This window comes from Rhizobium sp. CCGE 510, from assembly GCF_000292525.1.
Taxonomy (GTDB): Bacteria; Pseudomonadota; Alphaproteobacteria; order Rhizobiales; family Rhizobiaceae; genus Rhizobium.
The window spans coordinates 1-18684 of record NZ_AEYF01000055.1; the positions used below are offsets into that span (position 1 = coordinate 1).

The window sequence follows — 18684 nt, forward strand, 5'->3', positions numbered from 1 at the left end:
GATCTCCCTGCCCTGTAGTAGCATTTAAGCCCTTGTTGCATTTACATTAGAAGTCACACGGCTATTTAGTAATGCGACAGTTGGGCCAGTTAGAGATGCGACACTCTCGCCTCTCGACGCGCTGGTCAACGTCAATGTTGGGAGCAAGCCTTTCCACTCAGGCGGTCCGTCTAACCATGCGCGCGATCGCGATAAGGATGCAGGCTCCAACGAATCCCGCGATGAGATATCCCAGCCATCCGCCGAGGACGACACCGAAGAGCGACAGAATGAAGTTGGCGACGATCGCGCCGACGATGCCAAGCAAGACGTTCATGAGGACGCCCATGTTGCTCTTCATGAACATTTCGGCGAGCCATCCTGCCAAACCGCCGATGATGATTGCTGCAATCCAGCCGATACCTGCGTTTTCCATGTGAATTCCCCCGAATGTTGGACGAAATGGCGATCGGCAGCGGACTGTCAGGTCGTCATCAATCTTCGCGGGAATGATTGCCGCGCGACCGAGAATTAAACACGCGCGGTGCCGATTGGTTCCAGCGGCCAGACGGCCTCCATTTCTGCAAACACTGGGCCGCCTTATCCAGCCACCGACTGATCGGATCGCATGGTTGGCCGCGAACCTGCACAAGGCGCATACGTCAAAATCGAAAAACTGTTCAACTCCAGATGCATGTGCCGCATCAAGCAGCTGAGCTTCTGCTGGTTGCGAATGCCGCATTCGAACCAGGAGACAAGCTCCCTTGCCACGTGCTGCGCTGCCGGACTGCCAATGTCATATGATTTTTCCTGACACCATTGCCTGAGCACCGCTTTCAGCATGGCCACGTCATCAGGCTGCAGCGCCGGCTTCGTAATTCCCGAATGCTGGGTCATCCGCATTCCCTCCCCATTACGTAAGTCGATCCTAATCTTCGGATTTCCGTTTTCAACCTCGCGTACGAAAACGTACGTATCCTGGCGGCGCCGGAATCCGGACAGCCGGCTGCATGTCAGGTCCATCTGCCTGCCGTGCCGGGCGACCACGATCATCCAAGTCACATCACGATCTGCGCCGACTCCTCCCCTCCGCAGGCACGCCGGGCGATCGCCCGAAGCTGGCGGCCTTGGCCGAGCCAGCATGGCGCCAACTGTGCAGACCCTTATCGCCCCCAGTCTAAGTTCCCGATTTCGAGTAGAGCCCAAGATCGCTGCCAATGGCGAACCCGCAGCGCTGATAAAATTTTGACAACGCGCCTTCTCGCTGCGAGACCAGCCAGACGCTGTTACAACCTTCGGCCATCGCTGTTTCGTAAATTGCCGAAAGCAGCGCTGTCCCTATCCCCGCGCCCTGCGCTTCAGGCAGCACCGAAAGCTCGTCCAGGTACATCACCGGACCGGAGTGACGCCGCTGTCGTATGCCCAACGCCACCCCTAGCACCTTGTCTCCCTCGATCGCCGCAAGGGCAATCGATTTGGGCGTTTCAAGTACAGTCCTCACATTCTCAACCGCCGCTTCGAGCGACCAATCCTCGTTCCACGGAGGTCGAGCGTAGGCACTTACCAGTACAGAGGCGGCGTTGCTGAGATGTTCTGGAATAAGACGTTTAATCTGAAACGGCATGAATCCACCCTACGTTGAGTAAGATGACATTTGCAGCAGTTTGACCGTCAACGCAACAGGGGCCACAGATGCGACGCACCCGCTGCTCATCACACCGTGAGCGATGGTATTGCGGAAGGGCCTTAGAAGCAGTCGCGGCAGGCCCAGCCAGGCCAGCCTCTGCTCTCGCTACTGGCCGATCCCACCCACAATTGACCCGCGCCAGGCCCGTGATTCAGCGGCAAATGGCAAAGCCGCGCATTCGAATTTAAGTTCTGGAACGTGGAACGAATAGGGTCGCATGAGGTTCTCTGCTCACGGATCTGAGAGGTCCGGCACGAGAGGAAATTCCCATGAACAAGTTTATTTTTGCTGCTGCGCTTCTCGGCGCTTCGGCATTGTCAGCCCTGGCCCAGACGGCGCCCGCAACGACAAGCGATGGCAAGACGCCCGCCGTTGCAACCCCTGGATCAAACAATGCGACCGCCCCGGTGGAAGGCGCCAATAGCTTCACCGAAGGTCAGGCAAAGGATCGCATTGAAGAGGCTGGATATACCGAGGTCAAGGACCTCAAGAAGGACGACAAGGGCATCTGGATGGCATCGGGCATGAAGGACGGCAAGGCCGTCGCGATCGCTCTCGACTACCAGGGCAACGTCGTCGCGAAGTGACGCAACAAGGTCTTCAGGAGAAATGAACATGAGAACCGTAACTGGACTTTTCGATGATTATACCGATGCGAGCTCTGCAGTCAGCGCGCTTGAATCCGCTGGTGTTCCCTCCAATGACATCAGCATCGTTTCCAATAATGCCGACAATCGCCACGGCGAGCATTCGAATGCAGGCGAAGGCGCCGGCACAGGTGCCGGCATTGGCGCGGTCGTCGGCGGTGCCGGCGGCCTTCTGACAGGCCTCGGCCTGATGGCTATCCCGGGTGTTGGCCCAGTCGTCGCAGCCGGCTGGCTGGCCGCAACCGCCGCCGGCGCTGCCGCCGGTGCTGTCGCCGGCGGTGCGACAGGGGGCATCATCGGCGCGATGACGAGTTCGGGCGTCTCTGACGAGGATGCGAACGTCTATGCCGAAGGCGTTCGTCGGGGCGGCTCGTTGGTCACCGCCAAGGTTCAGGATGCGCTTGTCCCGGAAGCGGAAGCGATCCTCAAGCGATCCAACTGGGTCGATCCAGCCGCGCGCCGCGCCGCCTACACCAAGGAAGGGTGGACCAGGTTCGATGACGCGCTCGACCCCTATGGTCCAGAACAAATCGAAAAAGAACGCAGCCGCTACCGCCTCTGAGACGTGATCCAGCGCGCGTCCTGAAAAGGGCGCGCGTTTAACACTATCACGGAATGCTGGTCAAAAGCGGGAGATGATCACGGGCCAGCAGCCATTACAGATGAATTCGGTTTAGCGTTGCCTTAAACAAACTGTGCAAGGGTACAGGCCTGTCACCCACACCGGCAACCTGATGAAGTTTCGAAGAAATCCAAAGATGGTGCGCAGCCTCACGGGCGCTGTAGATCGAACCGGCGCATTTGCTCCCGCGATATTTGCTGCAATTATTGCAATCATCGTCGTCTCTGTTGCAACGAACTGGCGGCTCGAGCGCTCGCTCGCCGATGAACGTTCGATTGTTGCCGGTGAGCTCGCCACCATATCATCTCGGCTCCAGACGAACCTCAATAGCAATGTGAAGCTGTTGCAAGGGTTGGCGGCTGGAATTGCGGTCGACCCGGCGATGGACCAGAACCGATTTTCCAAGCTTGCCGCGCAGATCCTGCAGCCTGATTCACAATTGCGCAGCTTCGCGGCGGCACCCGGCATGGTGGTCAAATGGGTCTACCCAGAAAAAGGCAACGAAAAGGCCATCGGGCTCGATTACCGAACGAATGAGAAGCAACGCGATAGCGCAATGCTGGCGCGCAACACCCATAATATCGTTCTGACCGGCCCTGTGGACCTTGTCCAAGGTGGAACCGCTTTCGTGGTCAGATGGCCAATTTATGTCACCGACGGAACGAGCCAGGTCTTTTGGGGGCTGTTGTCCGGGCTGATAGATATACCAAGGCTCTACCGAGAAAGCGGCCTTGAATCGACCGACCTTGAGATTGCCATCAGTACAGTGCCGGAGCCGGATCTGCCTAAAAAAGTTTTCCTCGGCAGCCTGCAAACTTTTTCGAAAAAACCGGTCAAGGCCTCCGTCGATATGACTTATGGACGATGGACCCTCGCCGCGGCGCCTAAGGGTGGATGGGGCCAAAAGAGCGAGATCGGCATTTTTGAGCTTTATGCGAGCCTACTGTCGTTATGTGTCGTTGCGCCGATTATCTGGGTCGGTTTTCTGACGAAATCACGCCAGAGAACCATTGAAAAGCTTCGCCTTCACAAGAAAAAGCTCGTTCGAGCACGGCAACGGCTGGAGTACCTGTCGTTGCATGACGCACTCACGGGACTTCCCAATCGACGTTTTGTCGACCGGATGATCTCGCAGCCACCGAGACCTGATCCAGAAGATTGTCTGATACTTATCCATATCGACCTGGATCGGTTTAAGGAGATCAACGATACGAAAGGGCATGCCGGCGGTGACGCGGTCCTGCAAGCGACAGCGTCGCGGCTTGCCGGGTTGGCCGGCCCAAACGAGGTCGCCGCTCGGATCGGAGGAGATGAGTTCATCTTTGCCAGCTGGAGTGCCAATCCCGAGCCTAAAGCAAAGGCATTGGCCGGCCTGATCGTCGATACCCTCGAGAAGACCATCCTTGTTGATGACGTGGAGTGTGTCGTCGGTGCCAGCGTCGGGGTCGCCTGGGAGACCCCGCGGGCTTTCGGGCGGGACCTCAGCCAATTGCTTCTGAATGCCGATCTGGCTCTGTACGAGGCAAAGAAGACCGGCCGCGGTCGCGCCGCCGTTTTCACCGAAGAGCTCCGCAGCGCCGCAATCCTTTCGAAAGAACTGGCGGATGAATTTCATCATGCGCTCGATTGCGACGAACTCGTTGCATTCTTCCAACCACAGTTCGATGCGAACACGTTGGCTATCGCCGGCGTTGAGGCACTTGCCAGGTGGGATCACCCGAAAAAAGGTCTGCTCGGCCCAAACAAATTTCTTGATGTCGCCGAAAGGCTGGGGCGTAGCGGGGACATGGACCGGCTGATCCTGCAAAAGGCTCTCTTCGAGCTTACACGATGGGACAGCTTGGGAATGCAGATCCCGCGGGTCTCCGTGAATATTTCAGCGCGTCGACTGGCGCAGGCAAATCTGCTTGCGGAACTGTCCGAGCTTCCCCTGGCGAGGGGCCGCCTGTGTTTCGAGTTGCTGGAGACGATCTCCTTCGAGCATCTCCAGCCTGTTCTCAACGAGATAATTCCAGCTGTCAAAGAGCTCGGCATTGAAATCGAGATTGACGATTTCGGCACCGAACATGCCAGTATCGTCAGTCTACTGAGATTTGAGCCGCGAAGATTGAAGATCGATCGGGAAATTATCAAGCCGATTATCGCCTCTCCATCTCAACGCCGTCTGGTTTCCTCGATCATCGAAATTGGCCGGTCACAGAACATCGACATCGTTGCCGAGGGCGTGGAGACAATGGAGCATGCAAAGATCCTGAAAGATCTTGGTTGCCATTTGCTGCAGGGTTACGCGCTGGCGCGACCGATGACCTCGGAGCAGTTGATCGAATTTTGCCGTGCGAAGAACGAGCGACTGACAGAGGCAAGCTGATCGCTATGCCCTGCCTCCCCAAGCACTCCAGGCCGGCGCGCTCCACAATCGGCTCAACGGGGGTTTGGCATCGCCGTGATAGGCATCGAAATAAGCAAGGGCTCGACGCGCTCCAACCGATTGATTTCGCTCGACCCGGCTGGGCAGATGCGCCCAGCCGGGTCGAGTCTGCACCTTTACTTGCCCATCATTTGCTTCGCGTTTTCGGGCGTGATGGCTATTGTATCGACCGTTACCGTTGGCTCAACAGACGACGCGCAGTCCAGCAATATCGACTTTGCCATGTCGATCGCCTCCTTCCCTCCCGTAGGATAGGTAAAGGTCGCAGACCAATCGCCCTTTGCGACCGCTTCAATTCCTCCGGCAGGGCCAGGCAAGCCGTCGGTGCCGATGATCTTCACGCTCTTACCGGCGCCTTTTGCGGCAAGCAGCGCCCCGGCCGCCATCATATCATTGCTGGCATAGACCATCTTGATATCGGGATGGGCCTGCAGCATGGCGGCAAACGCCGTTTGCGCTTTATCCGGCAGCCAGTCGGCCGCCTGTTCTGCCACGATCTGGATCTTGGAATTGGCTTTCACGCCATCCTTGAAGCCATTGAGCCGTTCGACGGCCGGTGTCGAACTCGGCAGCCCCTGCAGCACGGCGGCCTCGCCGCCATCTGGGAGAAGCGTCTTGCTGGTATATTCGCCGGCCGCCAGCGCAATCTTGTAGTTATCGCCTCCGATGAAAGCTGTGTAGTCCTTGCCGGCTTCGCCGTTCGTCTTGCGATCGAGTTCGATAACCGGGATACCCGCGTCCATTGCCCGCTTGACGGCGGGTGTCAGCGGAGCCGCCTCGAAAGGCGAGATCAACAGAAGGTCGACCTTTTGGGTGATGAAATTGTCGACCTGCGACGTCTGCGTGTTGACGTTGCCGGCCCCGTCGGCAATCTGCAGTGTGAACTGCGGGACTGCCTTAGCGGCTGACTCAAGTTCATCGTTGACGTGCTGCCGGTAGGGCTCCGCGTTGTTTGCCTGCGAGAAGCCGATGACGAATTCGCCATCCTTGGCGCAAGCCTTTACAAGCGGATCGGCAGCTTGGGCCACGCCGGCAATACAAAGACATGAGCCGGCCAGGAGCGCCATACGCCCGACATTCGAATATCGAAGTGCATTCTGTGTCATTACTTTCTCCTCCACATTGGTCCCGGATCCACCCTCCGGAAGATGCCGCCACACTACCTGCCCAATCCTTCGCGGCGACGAACGAGGGATTGAAGGACTGCCGCCAGAACGATAATTGCCGCTGTAGAAAGCAGCTGCATGGCTGGCGTGATGTTGTTGAGCTGAAGAATATTGGCCAAGGCGCCAAGCATGATCGTACCGGCGATCGTTCCGACCATGGACCCCGAGCCGCCAAACAGGCTGGTCCCGCCAATGACGACAGCCGCGATGGCCGTCAGTTCATATCCGGTGCCATCATTGGCACTTCCGAAATTAAATTGCCCGGCATGGACGATGCCGGCTAGCGCCGATGCAAAGCCGGTAATGGCGTAAACGGCGATCTTGATTGCCGAGACCGGAACACCTGAGATGCGAGCGGCGCGCTCGTTGCCGCCGACGGCATAGACGTAACGGCCGAACCTGGTCGTGTTCAGCACCAGCGTCGCGATGCAGGCAAAGATCAAGAAGACGATCGTGGCCACGGGAACGACGTTGCCGAACAATCGCCCGCCGAGAACGGCAAAGATGGGTGGAGCGAGCCCAGGGCCATCGCCATAAGAGATATTGATGTACTGATTGCCCGATACAACGAGTGCAAGCCCGCGAGCTGCCTGCAAACCGGCAAGCGTGACGATAAATGCTTCAAGCCGAAACTTGCTTGAGATCGCTCCCTGGACCAAGCCGAAACAAGTGCCCATCAGCAGCACGGCCAGCACTGTGGTAATCAGCCCAAAACCGCCGGAGACCATCAATGTTGCCGTGACGACGCTCGCAAGACCAAGGGTCGCCCCAACCGAGAGATCGATCCCGGCCGTTATGATCACGAAGGTCATCCCGATGGCGATGATGCCGGTTTCGGATACCGCGCGGACGATGTTGGCGATGTTGTCGGGTTGAATGAACAGGATGACTCCATGCCGACGCGGCGAGAATATGATGCCGCCGGCAAAGACCAGCACAAGCCCGATCAGGCTTTGGAAGCGGACGATCACCGCCAACGGATCAATGCGTTTTGCCGGTTGAATCGGAGAACTCGACGTAATTTGCTGTTCGGACATCATCCCTCCCTCCCGTTGGCGGCGGCCAGAACTTCGTGTTCGCTCACACCGCCAGAAAATTCGGCAACGCTGCAGCCGTTGCGTAGAACCACTATTCGATCGCATAGGCCAATCAGCTCAGGCATTTCGCTTGACGCGACAAGGATGCCCAATCCGTCCGAGGCAAATTCGCGCAAGCGGGCGTAAATCTCACCCTTTGCTCCGACGTCAACACCGCGGGTCGGCTCGTCGAGAAGCAACAAGCTGGGATTGCCCAACACTTCCTTGGCAAGAACGACCTTCTGCTGGTTGCCGCCGGACAGAGCGCCCACCGCGATCCCGGGATTCTTCGGACGGATGTCGAAATTCCCGAACGATCTCTTGATCGCATCGTCCTGTCGGCGTGCAGACAATAAGCCGTTTGGGGATATTCGGCGGATGATCGACATGACCAGATTGAGGCCGACAGACATGCGCAGCATCAGCCCGGCGCCGCGCCGATCATCGGTTACGAATGCGAGCCCGGCCCGGCGCGCGGCGGCGATGGATCTCAGCCTCGCAGGCCTGCCGCCAATGCTAACCTCACCCTGCCATCGGCCCGGCACGCCTGTCCCGTAAAGAGCGCTGAGAAGCTCCGTTCGCCCTGCACCCATCACGCCAGCCAAACCGACAATTTCACCGCGGTGAACATCCAGATCGATCTTCGATGGAGCTTGCCACCCGGGTGACGCCCGGTGCGGACGGAAGGAGGCCTGCCGCATCCTCAGTAGCACGTCTCCGACGCGGTCCGACCGAGGCGGGTAAAGCTCGTTCAACGGACGGCCGACGAGAAGCTGCACCAACTGGGCCTGTGGCGCGCTCGGTTCGGTAATGCCGGCGACCTTGCCGTCGCGCATGACCGTCACTCGATGGGCAATCTGCGGCACTTCCTCAAGGCGATGCGAAATATAGACGATACCGACGCCCGACGAGGCGAGCCCGCGCATGATATCGAACAATCGATCGACTTCGCCGACAGTCAACGCCGCTGTCGGCTCATCCATGATCAGCGCGCGCGATGCATAGGACAGCGCCTTGACGATGGCGACGACCTGGCGCTGGCCGATAGACAGCTCACCGACAAGCTGAGCGGGATCGATCGATCGGTCGATTGCCTCCAGTCTTTTGCGCGCTTCGTGCAGCATCGCCTTTCCGTCGAGCATGCCATGGCGATGGACGAGTTCACGCCCAAGAAAGAGATTGGCCGCGACGCTCAAACTCGAAACGAGATCCAATTCCTGGAAAATCGTCGCGATTCCTGCGGCTTGCGCATCCCGGGGGCTGTGAAATCGAGCGGGTTTGCCATCGATGAAAATCTCTCCCTGGTCCGGCGTGTGCACGCCGGACATCAGGTTCATCAACGTTGATTTGCCCGCGCCGTTCTCTCCAAGCAGGGCATGGATTTCCCCCACGTTAAGATCGAAGTCCACGCCACGCAGCGCTTGAACCCCGCCGAAATGCTTGGTGACCCCTCTCGCTGAAAGAACAACCTGGTTCATGCTGCTTCTCCACACGATTCACGCACCCGCAAAACCGGCGACAGTCGAACGGTCTCGCGCGGGCGGTGCTTGTTGCCGATCCGCGCAATCAGCAAGTCCGCCGCCTTCCTGCCGATCTCATCGCAAGGCTGGGCCATCAGCGTCAGGCGCGGCTCGAAGTAATCTGCCCATTCGAAATCATCGATCCCGAGCACCGAAATGTCCTCGGGAACGCGCAGCCCCCGTTCCCGAATGGCTCTCATCGCGCCGATCATCGCGAGATTGTTTGAGGCAAGGATTGCTGTTGGTGGCTCCTTCAGCTCCAGCAAGCGGTGCGTCGAAGCGGCGGCGTCAGCAGTGCTGTGGTTGCCGTTGCTGATGAAAGCATGCGGGACCTCTATTCCCCTCTCCGTCATCGCTGCCCGGAAAGCCTTGGTGCGCTCCACGGTCGTCGCAAATCCGGGCTGGCCGAGGATGATCCCAACCCGGTGGTGATGGAGCGTGACGAGATGATCGACCAGCATGCGAATTGCCGCCGTATTGTCGGTCCCGACCTGATCGAAACGATCGTCGGAGAGCCTGTCGACGAGCACACAGGGAACATCGCATTCGATGAGGTAGTCCAGCGACTTTTTAGGATCGCCTGAAGCGGCAAGGATAATCCCGTCGACACGGCGCTGGTGCAGATGCCGGACGAGCTCCAGTTCCCGATCAGGATCGTCCTGTGTATCGCACAGAAATACGATCAAGCCGCGCTTTGAACACTCGGCTTCGATCGCGCAGATGATGTCGCTGAAGTAAGGGTTCGAAATCGCCGAAATCGCCAGGCCGACCGTGCCCGTCGACGATAATTTGAGAGAGCGCGCAACCGCGTTCGGGATATACCCGATCTCATCCACCGCCTCCAAGACGAGCTTCGCCTTCTCGGGCGACACGTAGCGCGTCTTGTTGAGAACATGGGAAACCGTGGAGACCGAAACCCCCGCCGCCTTTGCAACCTCGGAAATAGTGGTCATGAGCGCGCTCCGGCGTTCGCCGGCAGCACAACAAGAAAGCGTCTCAAATTATCCTCCCAGGCGGAATTCCAACCTTAAAAAGGCTCTCCAAGGATCCGCGAATATGATCACGCTACCGCCATCGAAACGTTTGCGCAATCGTTTTTTTCCGGATAGTTTCCACTCGTGATCATTTCTTGGGAGGGAAGCGAGATGCTGAAAGGCGTTCCGTCGTTCGTTACGGCCGACTTGTTGTGGGTTATGGCCTCTATGGGCCATGGTGACGAACTGGCCATCGTCGATCGAAACTTCTCGGGCTTTCGGGTGGCGAGCCAAACCACCAGCAGAAAGCTTCTCATCCTGGAGGGGGTCGATGCACCGACTGCCGTCAGTGGCATCGTTAAGATGATGCCCCTGGACACATTCGGTGACACGCCGCTGATGCACATGGAGGCCGTCGACGCGCCGGGTGAGTTGCTGGAAGTGCACCGGGACGTCATCGCCGTGTGCAGTGAGGCAGAAGGGCGTCCGATCGCGAGCCAACTTGTCGAGAGGTTTGCATATTATCCCATTGCGATGCGATCGTTTGCGATCATCCAGACTGCTGAATCGCGCCCCTATGGAAACTTCATCCTGAGGAAGGGCGTGCTCTGAGGGTCATCCCTCAAGCAGCGCCGGCGATTGGGCTGCGTGGCCCTGACCTGGGCTCGACCGATATGGCCCATCCGAACGATGCAGGACATCGCGCGATCTTTGATGCTTTTACAAATGTGGGTCGGTCATAGCGAAGCGAGGGTAGCACGGTCTCCATCTGGAGCGCGACCAAGTGCGGCATATACCGTTGATCGGGGTCGAGACGACGGAACCGAATTTCGATTGCTTGAGTTATCGCAGAAGCCAAAAGCCCTTTATTTATGCGTATTTCGAGAGCCATGTATAATTTAGAAGAACTGAATGCTCGAAATAGCAAAATCGCCGGAAGTACTTATCCGATTTCCGCATTGAACGTCTTTAAACCTATAGGCGCAATCCTTACGTCGTCCATCGTCATGTCTATCAAGGCGACACCGATGTGAAAGCATTCACGACCACGCCGCCCCTCATCGGGGACTCGGGACGCGCGGTCATTTTTCCCAGACAATGAGCAGCCCAAGCGTTCGATGCACCTTTAGTGCCTCGAGCAAATAGGCGCGCCATTTCCCCGTCTTATCAACCAACACCAACCGGGCGGCCAGCGGGTGGACGAACCCGTGCGCCCATACGAGAGAAAAGATGGAAAACCTGCAATATTTTGGTCCGATGGGGTGGAAGGCGATCGAAATCGCCGTCCCGGTCATCGTGGTGGCAATCCTGTTTCGGTGGAGCGGGGTGATCCGCTATATCCCCAACGACAGGCTCGGCATTCTCGAAAAGCTGTGGAGTTTTCGCGGCTCCGTCGAGAATGGCTTCATTGCGCTCTACGGTGAGGCCGGCTTCCAGCCGGAAGTCGTGCGCGGCGGCCTGCATTTCTTCATGCCGTTCCAGTATTCGATGCATCGCGCCAATCTCGTAACCATTCCGCAGGGCCAGATCGGCTATGTCTTCGCCCGTGACGGCGAGCCGTTGCCGCCGACCCAGACGCTTGCCTCGAATATCGAAGCCGATGATTTTCAGGATGTGCGCGGCTTTCTCACAAAAGGCGGACAGAAGGGGCCGCAACGCAAGATCCTGCGCGAAGGCACCTATGCCATCAATCTCGCGCAGTTCATCGTGCTGACCGCACAGTCGAACTATGCGGTCAGCCTGAACGCGTCGGAACAAAGACTGTTCGCCGACATGTCGACGCTGATTACCGAGCGGAATGGCTTCGAGCCCGTCGTCATCCACGACGCCGAGGACCTGATCGGCATCGTCACCATCCATGACGGTCCGGCGCTGCCGGATGGCGAGATCATTGCGCCGACCGTTGCCAACAACCCTGGGGATGCAAACTTCCACAATAATTTTCAGGACCCGGAGAAGTTTCTCAATGCCGGCGGTTATCGCGGCCGGCAATTGCAGGTGCTTGCCGATGGCAGCTATTTCCTCAACCGCATCTTCGCGACCATCGAACTTGTGGAGAAGACGATCATCGACGTTGGCACGGTGGGTGTCGTCGTCTCCTATACCGGCCGTCGAAGCGCCGATATTTCCGGCTCATCCTATCGCCATGGCGAACTGGTCGAGACGGGCGCGCGCGGTGTGTGGTCGACGCCGCTGCTGCCGGGCAAATATGCGTTCAACACCTATGCCGGCAACATCATCATCGTGCCGACCACCAACTTCGTGCTCAAATGGACGAAGGAACAGTTCGGCGAGCACAGGCTGGACGAGAATCTTTCCGAAGTATCGCTGATCACCAAGGATGCGTTCGAGCCCGTGCTGCCGCTCTCGGTCGTCGTGCATATCGACTATATGAAGGCGCCCCTCGTCGTGCAGCGTTTCGGCGATATCAAACGGCTGGTCGAACAGACGCTCGATCCGATGGTCTCGGCCTATTTCAAGAATATCGCCCAGACCAAGACCTTGATCGAACTGCTGCAGGAACGCAGCGAAATCCAGCGTAAATCCGGCGACGAAATGCGCGAGAAATTTAACTCCTACAGCCTCGAACTGCAGGAAGTGCTGATCGGTACGCCGCGGGCCAACAATGGCCAGAACAGCATCGAGCAGATCCTGATCCAGCTGCGTGAGCGTCAGATCGCCGTTGAAAAGGTAGAGACCTATAAATTGCAGGAGGCGGCGGCGGTCCAGGAGCGCACATTGCGCGAGAAGCAAGCGCTCGCAGAACAGCAGGCGAAGATCACGACATCGGCACTCACCATCGAGATCAGCGAGAACGAAGGTAAGGCGCAACTCGCCCGCACCCGTCAGCAGGCAGAGACCATTCAGGTTACCGCCAAGGCCGAAGCCGAGAAGGTGCGCCTCGCCGGCCTCGGCGAAGCCGATCGGATCAAGGCCGTCGCGCTCGCCGATGCCGAACGCATCAAGGCGACCGGTTTTGCCGATGCCCAAAAGGTGCGCGCAATCGGCTTGGCGGAAGCGGAAGCCACGGAGAAGAAGGTCGCGGCCTTCGGTGGACCGGACTATCAGCTTCACTCGCAGGTCCTGATGCGTTTCGCCGAAGCGATCGAAAACGGCAGGCTGCCGCTCGTACCGCAGATCCAGGTCGGCGGTGGCGGTGGCGAAAAGGGCGCCACCAATGGTCTTGTGGAAATGATGCTGTCGATGCTGGTCGCCGATCGGCTTGGACAGCCGGTTTCACCGGCTGCAGTGCCGGCGCCGATCGAGCAGCAATGATTGTGGATGGGCCGGCTATGCCGGCCCATTATGCCGACGCCCTACCAAGGCCGCGATCGCGAGGAGACCCCTGCCGTCATGGCTCACGACGCTTGCTGTGCATTCTCACCTTTTACTGCCGAGCAACAACAATCGCGCGTTTATCTGTCAGGCTGCACCTGCTACACCGTCCTATCGCAACATCATTCTGTATTCATGGCCTATCGTTTCGTCCACACTGCCGATCTCCATCTCGACTCTCCCCTGCGTTCCCTGGCTCTTCGCAACGCGGAGCTGGCCGATCTCGTGAGCGATGCCAGCCGGCAGGCGCTGGTGGCGATCGTCGATCTGTGCCTTGAGGAGCAGGTCGACGCGCTCGTCATCGCCGGCGATCTCTATGATGGCGATCAGACCTCGATGAAGACGGCGCGCTTCCTGGCAAGCCAGCTGGAACGGCTGCACCGAGCGGCGATTAGCATCTTCAAGATCCGCGGCAATCACGATGCGATGTCGAAGATCGCCAAGGAACTGGTGATGCCCGATACGCTGAAGATCTTCGGCAGCCACGCCGAGATCGTGGAGGCCACGAAGGGTAACCTGTCGGTCGCGATCCACGGCCTGAGCTTCGCCAAGCCGCAAGCGCCAGACTCGCTTCTGCCGAAGTTCAAGCCGCCGGTGACGGGCGCGATCAATATCGGCATCATGCATACGAGTCTTGCCGGATCCGCGGGACATGACGTCTATGCGCCCTGCAACGTGCTCGACCTTCACGCCTCGGGATTCGACTACTGGGCGCTCGGCCATCTCCACCAGCGCAGCCAGCATTCCGGCACGGCGACGGTCATCATGCCTGGCATGCCGCAGGGCCGCGACATCAACGAGTCGGGCGTCAAGACCGTATCGCTGGTGACCGTGGCGGACGACCGGACGGTGACGGTCGAGGAGCGGCTCACCAGCGTCGCGCAGTTCGAACGCGTCGATGTCGATCTGACGGGTGTCGATGATTGGCGTGATGCGGCCATGGCGGTCGAAGCGGCCCTGACAGCGCAACGCGACCGCACGGCCTCGCCGCATCTCGTCGCGCGCCTGAGGCTTTCCGGCCGCACGCAGCTTGCCTGGCAGCTTCGGCGCGATATCGACGTCATGCAAGCGGAAGCCGAGCAGCGCGGCGACCGGATCGGCCGGACCTGGATCGAGAAGCTGGAACTCGCCTTCGAAGCACCCTTGCCCCCCTCAGACGCATCTGCCGCCGATCCCGTCGTCGAACTCGGCGCGCTGATGCGGGACGAGGTCATCACCCGCAGCGGGTTTCGCGACGATATCAGGGAGGTGGTTCGCGACCTGCTCGCCGACCTGCCGCCCGAGAGCCGAGCATTCGCCGGGCATGACGAGGCGGGCTTCGAACGCTTCATCGACAGCCTTCTCACCGATGGCGCCGAGGACATCGCCGCCCGGATGAAGGCAGCGGACCGGGCAGAAAGCTGATGCGCCTCCGACGCCTCGATCTCACCCGCTATGGCAAGTTCACCGATCACTCGATCGATTTCGGCGCAGTCCGTCCGGGTTCGCCCGACTTGCACATCGTCTATGGCCTGAACGAAGCGGGCAAGTCGACCACCTTCGCCGCCTATCTCGATCTGCTCTTCGGCATCGGCGAGCGCAGCACCTACAATTTCCTGCATCCTTACAACACGATGAAGGTTGGCGCCCGGCTGGAATTCGATGGCGCGCAACACGAGCTGGCGCGGCTCAAGCTCCGGACCGGCAGCCTCGTCGACGATCGGGGGCAAGCTGTGAACGAGGCGCTGCTCGCCGGCGCACTCGGCGGCATCGGCCGCGAGGCCTATCGCACGATGTTCTCACTCGACGACCAGTCGCTTAAAGAGGGCGGTAACGCCATCATCCAGAGCAAGGGCGAGCTTGGCGAGTTGTTATTCTCGGCAAGTTCAGGCCTCGCAGGCCTAAGCCGTTCGCTCGTTTCCGCCGCCGACGAAGCCAATGTGATCTACAAAAAGCGGTCGTCGAGCACGAAGCTTGCGGAGCTCAAGCGCTCGCTCGAAGCGTTGAAGGCCGAGCGCAATGCCATCGACACACTGGCCTCCGCCTATTCTGCGCTGAAATCGACCCATGAGCAGGCCGATGCCGCCTATATCGCGACCACGCGGGAACTGGCTGAGGCCAAGGCTCGGCATCAGGAACTGACGCGCCTTCTCGGCGCCCTCCCGGCGGCACGGGAACTCCGGCGGCTGGACGCAGATGCGGCCGTCATGGGCGACCTGCCGCGGCCGCCATCCGAATGGTTCGCGCTTCTGCCGCAACTTTTCCACGATGATACCCGGCTGCAGGTGCTTGTCGAAACCACCGACCGCACGCTGCGCCAGCTTACAGACGAGATCGAGGCGATCGCGATCGACGACAAGGCGCTGGCGCTAACTGCGAATGTGGACCTGCTGGATCAGGGCCGGGTTCGCTATCTCGCGGCCGAGAGCGACCTGCCGAAGCGCCGGCTGGCGCTGGCCGAACAGGACGGTGTGCTTGTCCGGCTTCTGGCCGATCTCGAACAGCCGGGCCATGCGACGCCCGAGGCGCTGCTGCTGCCAGCCTCGCTGATCGGTATCATCCGCGATCTCATCGAACGTCGTTCCGGCGTCGAGGCGAAACTGGCTGCCGCGGGTCGCGAACTGGTGCGAGCGCGCGAGAATCTCGAAAGGCTGGGCGAGGAAGGCAGCTCGCAAAATGGAGCTGCGGTGCTTGATCCTGCGCGTCTTGGCCGCATCGAGGCCGCCCTGGGCCGGCTGGCGGGGTCCGATCTGGCAGTGCGGCTCACCATGGAAGAACGTGCGCTTGTCCAGGCAAAGCGAATACAGGCGAACCAGTTCGCACAGCTTGCACCCTGGACCGGCGATGCCGCGGCACTGCAACGGACGCCCGCGGCAGAGCCTCGACAGATCGAGGCCTGGCGTGGCCAGGCGACTTCGATCGACAAGCGGATCGCGGATCACCAGGCCCGGCTACGCGATCTCGGCACCGAACAGGCGCTGACCAAAGCCCGGATCGCGGCCTTCGTCGCCGGCGGTTCGATCGACGATACCGAGGCCGCTAGGCTGCGCGACGAACGCGATGCCGCCTGGCAGGCGCATCTGGCCAACCTGAATGCCGCCACGGCCCGGACATTCGAGGATCGGATGCGCCAGGACGACATGTTGTCCGCCGGCCGGCTGTCGCGTGCGCAGGAACTGGCCGAGCTTCGCCAACTCCGCCAGACGGAGGCGGCAACGGCTGCAGCGATCGAACGGCAAAGGGAACTGCTCGCCGAGGCGCGCGCCGAACATGATGCGCTTGCCGAGCGCATCCGTCACCTGCTGCCCGGCGCGATCGAATCTGACGCCGAAGCCGCGGCGCGCATTGCAGCCCTCGAGGCATGGAGCACCAAACGGGCCGCGGCGCTGGCCGCCTGGGACGATCTGCAGCGAGCCGACGACGCCGTGGCCGCGCTTCGCGTCGAACTGGACCGGCATGCCGCAACCCTTGCGGCCAGCCTTGCGGATGCCGGTCGTGGTGACGCCGACCATCTGCCGGTCGCCGACCTGATTCAGGCCGCGAATGAAATGCTGGCTGCCGGCAAAGCCGAGCTGACGGCGCGCCAAGCGCATGAGAAGGCAGTCAGCGACCTCAGCCGCGATGTCAGGGAACGCGAGCGCGACCAGCAGGAGGCGGAAGCCACTATCGCGGCCTGGGACCGGGAATGGGCGGAGGCGCTGGCGCGAACCTGGTTTGCCGACAAGGCCGGCTCGATGGCCGCCGTCCGCGCCATGCTGGACGTGCTCGGCACGCTGCCCGCCATTCTGAAGGAGCGGCATGACCTCGCAAACCGCGTAACCGCGATGGAGCGCGATCAGGAACAATTCCGCGCAGATATTGCCGATCTTCTTGCAGAATGCGGCCTCAGCCAGTTGGCAGCGGATGCGCTCGCCGCTGCCAATGCGCTCGTCGAACGCCATGAGGCAGCACGGCGCGCGGCGCAGCTTCGGGCAGACCGGCAGGCGGGTCTCGAACAACAATCGGAGAAACGACGGGCGCTGGAGGAGGAACTGGCCGTTCACAATGCCCGCAAGAACGAATTGACCAGCTATTTCGGCACGGACTCGCTTGCTTCAGTCGAAACATTTTTGAACCAGGCCCGGGAGCGGGACCGGCTGGAGGAGCGAGCCACCACCTTGCGCAGCCAGATCACCGAGGCCTTGCGGGCTGCGAGTTTCGCCGGGGCCGAACGGCGCCTTGCCGATATCGACGCCGATGCCGTCGAGCGCGATGCAATGGAGCTGGACGCTCGCATCGAGGATCTCACCGAGCGGGCGAAGCTTCTCTATTCCGACATGTCGCTGGCGCGGCAGAAACTCGAGGCCGTCGGCGGAGACGATGCGGTAGCGCGGATCGAGGCCAAGCGGCGAACCATCTTCCTTGAGATCGAGGAACTGGCCGTGCGGCATCTGACGCTGCGTGCCGGGGCGCTCGCGGCCGAGCAGGCGCTGCATATCTATCGCGAGAAACATCGCAGCTCGATGATGAAACGCGCATCGGAAGCCTTCCGCCTGATCACCGGCGGCAACTATTCCGGCCTGACGACCCAGCCCGACCGCGACAAGGAAATACTGATCGGCGTGTCACGCGATGCCGGCTCGAAGCTTGCGGACGCGATGTCGACGGGCACGCAGTTCCAGCTCTATCTCGCGCTTCGGCTTGCGGGCTATGAGGAATTTGCAGCACTTCGGCCGCCCGTGCCCTTCGTCGCCGACGACATTATGGAGAGCTTCGACAATCCTCGATCCGAAGAGGTTTTCCGCCTGCTCGGCGAAATGGCAAAGGTCGGACAGGTCATCTACCTTACGCATCACTGGCATCTCTGCGAGATCGCGCGGAACGTCGTTTCGAACGTGACGATACACCAGCTGCCGTAACAGGCATAAGAAATGCCTTTCCAGGAAGCCGGAAAAGGTTCCGCAGTTCCGCCGTCAAACATTTAGCGCGTTGCGGTTCTCGGCTTGCTGCAACCGGCTCTTGTCTTGATCGAGGATAGTTCATATTGACTAAAGCATGTCGCGCAAAAGTGTGCAGCGGTTTTGCGCGACATGTGTAAAAACAAAGACCTAGAGCGCGAGGAGCGAATCTGAAAGATCGCGACGCGTTTTAGGGCGCCGGTCCCTTAAAAAACGAGTTATCCATGGCTTTCGTCTCTCGCCTGTGTTTGCTTGTTGCCCTCAGTGGTTGTCTTTTCTCAGCGGTTTCCCATGCGCAATCCTTTGATTGCGGCAAGGCGCAGTCCGCCATTG

Annotated in this window: 14 protein-coding genes; 7 read left to right on the top strand and 7 right to left on the bottom strand. The window is 59.9% G+C overall.

Annotated features, from left to right (window positions below; all coding sequences use genetic code 11):
* Nucleotides 1–157: 157 nt before the first annotated feature.
* The 3 genes from RCCGE510_RS30950 to RCCGE510_RS30960 all read right to left on the bottom strand — a co-directional run bounded on the left by RCCGE510_RS30950 (nt 158) and on the right by RCCGE510_RS30960 (nt 1603).
* Nucleotides 158–415, bottom strand: coding sequence for a GlsB/YeaQ/YmgE family stress response membrane protein (locus tag RCCGE510_RS30950; protein WP_007637043.1), 258 nt, complete (start codon nt 413–415; stop codon nt 158–160).
* Between the two features lie 164 nt (nt 416–579).
* Nucleotides 580–876: a hypothetical protein gene (locus tag RCCGE510_RS30955; protein WP_037080636.1), complete on the bottom strand. Its 297-nt coding sequence runs from the start codon at nt 874–876 to the stop codon at nt 580–582.
* A 280-nt stretch (nt 877–1156) separates the two neighbouring features.
* Complete coding sequence (locus RCCGE510_RS30960; RefSeq protein WP_007637051.1) at nt 1157–1603, bottom strand: GNAT family N-acetyltransferase; 447 nt, start codon at nt 1601–1603, stop codon at nt 1157–1159.
* A 332-nt stretch (nt 1604–1935) separates the two neighbouring features.
* Here RCCGE510_RS30960 and RCCGE510_RS30965 point away from each other — a divergent pair, with 332 nt between their 5' ends.
* The 3 genes from RCCGE510_RS30965 (at nt 1936) to RCCGE510_RS30975 (ending at nt 5303) form a co-directional block, all read left to right on the top strand.
* Entirely contained in the window at nt 1936–2253 is a 318-nt protein-coding gene (locus RCCGE510_RS30965) for a PepSY domain-containing protein (RefSeq protein ID WP_007637052.1), read from the top strand.
* A gap of 28 nt (nt 2254–2281) precedes the next feature.
* Entirely contained in the window at nt 2282–2875 is a 594-nt protein-coding gene (locus RCCGE510_RS30970; RefSeq protein WP_007637053.1) for a general stress protein, read from the top strand.
* Nucleotides 2876–3047: 172 nt separating this feature from the next.
* Nucleotides 3048–5303: an EAL domain-containing protein gene (locus RCCGE510_RS30975; protein ID WP_037080538.1), complete on the top strand. Its 2256-nt coding sequence runs from the start codon at nt 3048–3050 to the stop codon at nt 5301–5303.
* Between the two features lie 176 nt (nt 5304–5479).
* Here RCCGE510_RS30975 and RCCGE510_RS30980 read toward each other — a convergent pair whose 3' ends face one another.
* From RCCGE510_RS30980 to RCCGE510_RS30995, 4 genes are read right to left on the bottom strand one after another with little or no spacing between them, the layout of a single operon-like run.
* Nucleotides 5480–6469 (bottom strand): substrate-binding domain-containing protein, encoded by a 990-nt coding sequence (locus RCCGE510_RS30980; RefSeq protein WP_007637055.1) that lies wholly within the window; start codon nt 6467–6469, stop codon nt 5480–5482.
* Between the two features lie 53 nt (nt 6470–6522).
* Nucleotides 6523–7566 (bottom strand): ABC transporter permease, encoded by a 1044-nt coding sequence (locus tag RCCGE510_RS30985; RefSeq protein WP_007637056.1) that lies wholly within the window; start codon nt 7564–7566, stop codon nt 6523–6525.
* Nucleotides 7566–9083 (bottom strand): sugar ABC transporter ATP-binding protein, encoded by a 1518-nt coding sequence (locus RCCGE510_RS30990; protein WP_007637057.1) that lies wholly within the window; start codon nt 9081–9083, stop codon nt 7566–7568. Before RCCGE510_RS30990 ends, RCCGE510_RS30985 begins: the two co-directional genes overlap by 1 nt.
* Nucleotides 9080–10078: a LacI family DNA-binding transcriptional regulator gene (locus RCCGE510_RS30995; RefSeq protein ID WP_007637058.1), complete on the bottom strand. Its 999-nt coding sequence runs from the start codon at nt 10076–10078 to the stop codon at nt 9080–9082. Before RCCGE510_RS30995 ends, RCCGE510_RS30990 begins: the two co-directional genes overlap by 4 nt.
* Before the next feature lie 192 nt (nt 10079–10270).
* Between RCCGE510_RS30995 and RCCGE510_RS31000 the strand changes: the two genes are divergently transcribed.
* From RCCGE510_RS31000 to RCCGE510_RS31015, 4 genes are all read left to right on the top strand, one after another.
* On the top strand, nt 10271–10711 hold the full coding sequence (locus RCCGE510_RS31000; RefSeq protein ID WP_007637059.1) for an RbsD/FucU domain-containing protein: 441 nt from the start codon (nt 10271–10273) through the stop codon (nt 10709–10711).
* Nucleotides 10712–11329: 618 nt separating this feature from the next.
* Nucleotides 11330–13375: a flotillin family protein gene (locus tag RCCGE510_RS31005; RefSeq protein WP_007637061.1), complete on the top strand. Its 2046-nt coding sequence runs from the start codon at nt 11330–11332 to the stop codon at nt 13373–13375.
* A gap of 195 nt (nt 13376–13570) precedes the next feature.
* Nucleotides 13571–14839 (top strand): DNA repair exonuclease, encoded by a 1269-nt coding sequence (locus RCCGE510_RS31010; RefSeq protein WP_007637063.1) that lies wholly within the window; start codon nt 13571–13573, stop codon nt 14837–14839.
* A complete protein-coding gene (locus RCCGE510_RS31015; protein ID WP_007637065.1) occupies nt 14839–18312 on the top strand; it encodes an AAA family ATPase in 3474 nt (1157 codons plus the stop codon). The genes RCCGE510_RS31010 and RCCGE510_RS31015 overlap by 1 nt, the downstream gene beginning before the upstream one ends.
* Nucleotides 18313–18684 lie beyond the last annotated feature (372 nt).

Excerpts from the sequence above, each read along its gene's own strand:
- RCCGE510_RS30950 (WP_007637043.1), bottom strand. The coding sequence starts at position 415 with ATGGAAAACGCAGGTATCGGCTGGATTGCAGCAATCATCATCGGCGGT.
- RCCGE510_RS30955 (WP_037080636.1), bottom strand. The coding sequence starts at position 876 with ATGACCCAGCATTCGGGAATTACGAAGCCGGCGCTGCAGCCTGATGAC.
- RCCGE510_RS30960 (WP_007637051.1), bottom strand. The coding sequence starts at position 1,603 with ATGCCGTTTCAGATTAAACGTCTTATTCCAGAACATCTCAGCAACGCC.
- RCCGE510_RS30965 (WP_007637052.1), top strand. The coding sequence starts at position 1,936 with ATGAACAAGTTTATTTTTGCTGCTGCGCTTCTCGGCGCTTCGGCATTG.
- RCCGE510_RS30970 (WP_007637053.1), top strand. The coding sequence starts at position 2,282 with ATGAGAACCGTAACTGGACTTTTCGATGATTATACCGATGCGAGCTCT.
- RCCGE510_RS30975 (WP_037080538.1), top strand. The coding sequence starts at position 3,048 with ATGAAGTTTCGAAGAAATCCAAAGATGGTGCGCAGCCTCACGGGCGCT.
- RCCGE510_RS30980 (WP_007637055.1), bottom strand. The coding sequence starts at position 6,469 with ATGACACAGAATGCACTTCGATATTCGAATGTCGGGCGTATGGCGCTC.
- RCCGE510_RS30985 (WP_007637056.1), bottom strand. The coding sequence starts at position 7,566 with ATGTCCGAACAGCAAATTACGTCGAGTTCTCCGATTCAACCGGCAAAA.
- RCCGE510_RS30990 (WP_007637057.1), bottom strand. The coding sequence starts at position 9,083 with ATGAACCAGGTTGTTCTTTCAGCGAGAGGGGTCACCAAGCATTTCGGC.
- RCCGE510_RS30995 (WP_007637058.1), bottom strand. The coding sequence starts at position 10,078 with ATGACCACTATTTCCGAGGTTGCAAAGGCGGCGGGGGTTTCGGTCTCC.
- RCCGE510_RS31000 (WP_007637059.1), top strand. The coding sequence starts at position 10,271 with ATGCTGAAAGGCGTTCCGTCGTTCGTTACGGCCGACTTGTTGTGGGTT.
- RCCGE510_RS31005 (WP_007637061.1), top strand. The coding sequence starts at position 11,330 with ATGGAAAACCTGCAATATTTTGGTCCGATGGGGTGGAAGGCGATCGAA.
- RCCGE510_RS31010 (WP_007637063.1), top strand. The coding sequence starts at position 13,571 with ATGGCCTATCGTTTCGTCCACACTGCCGATCTCCATCTCGACTCTCCC.
- RCCGE510_RS31015 (WP_007637065.1), top strand. The coding sequence starts at position 14,839 with ATGCGCCTCCGACGCCTCGATCTCACCCGCTATGGCAAGTTCACCGAT.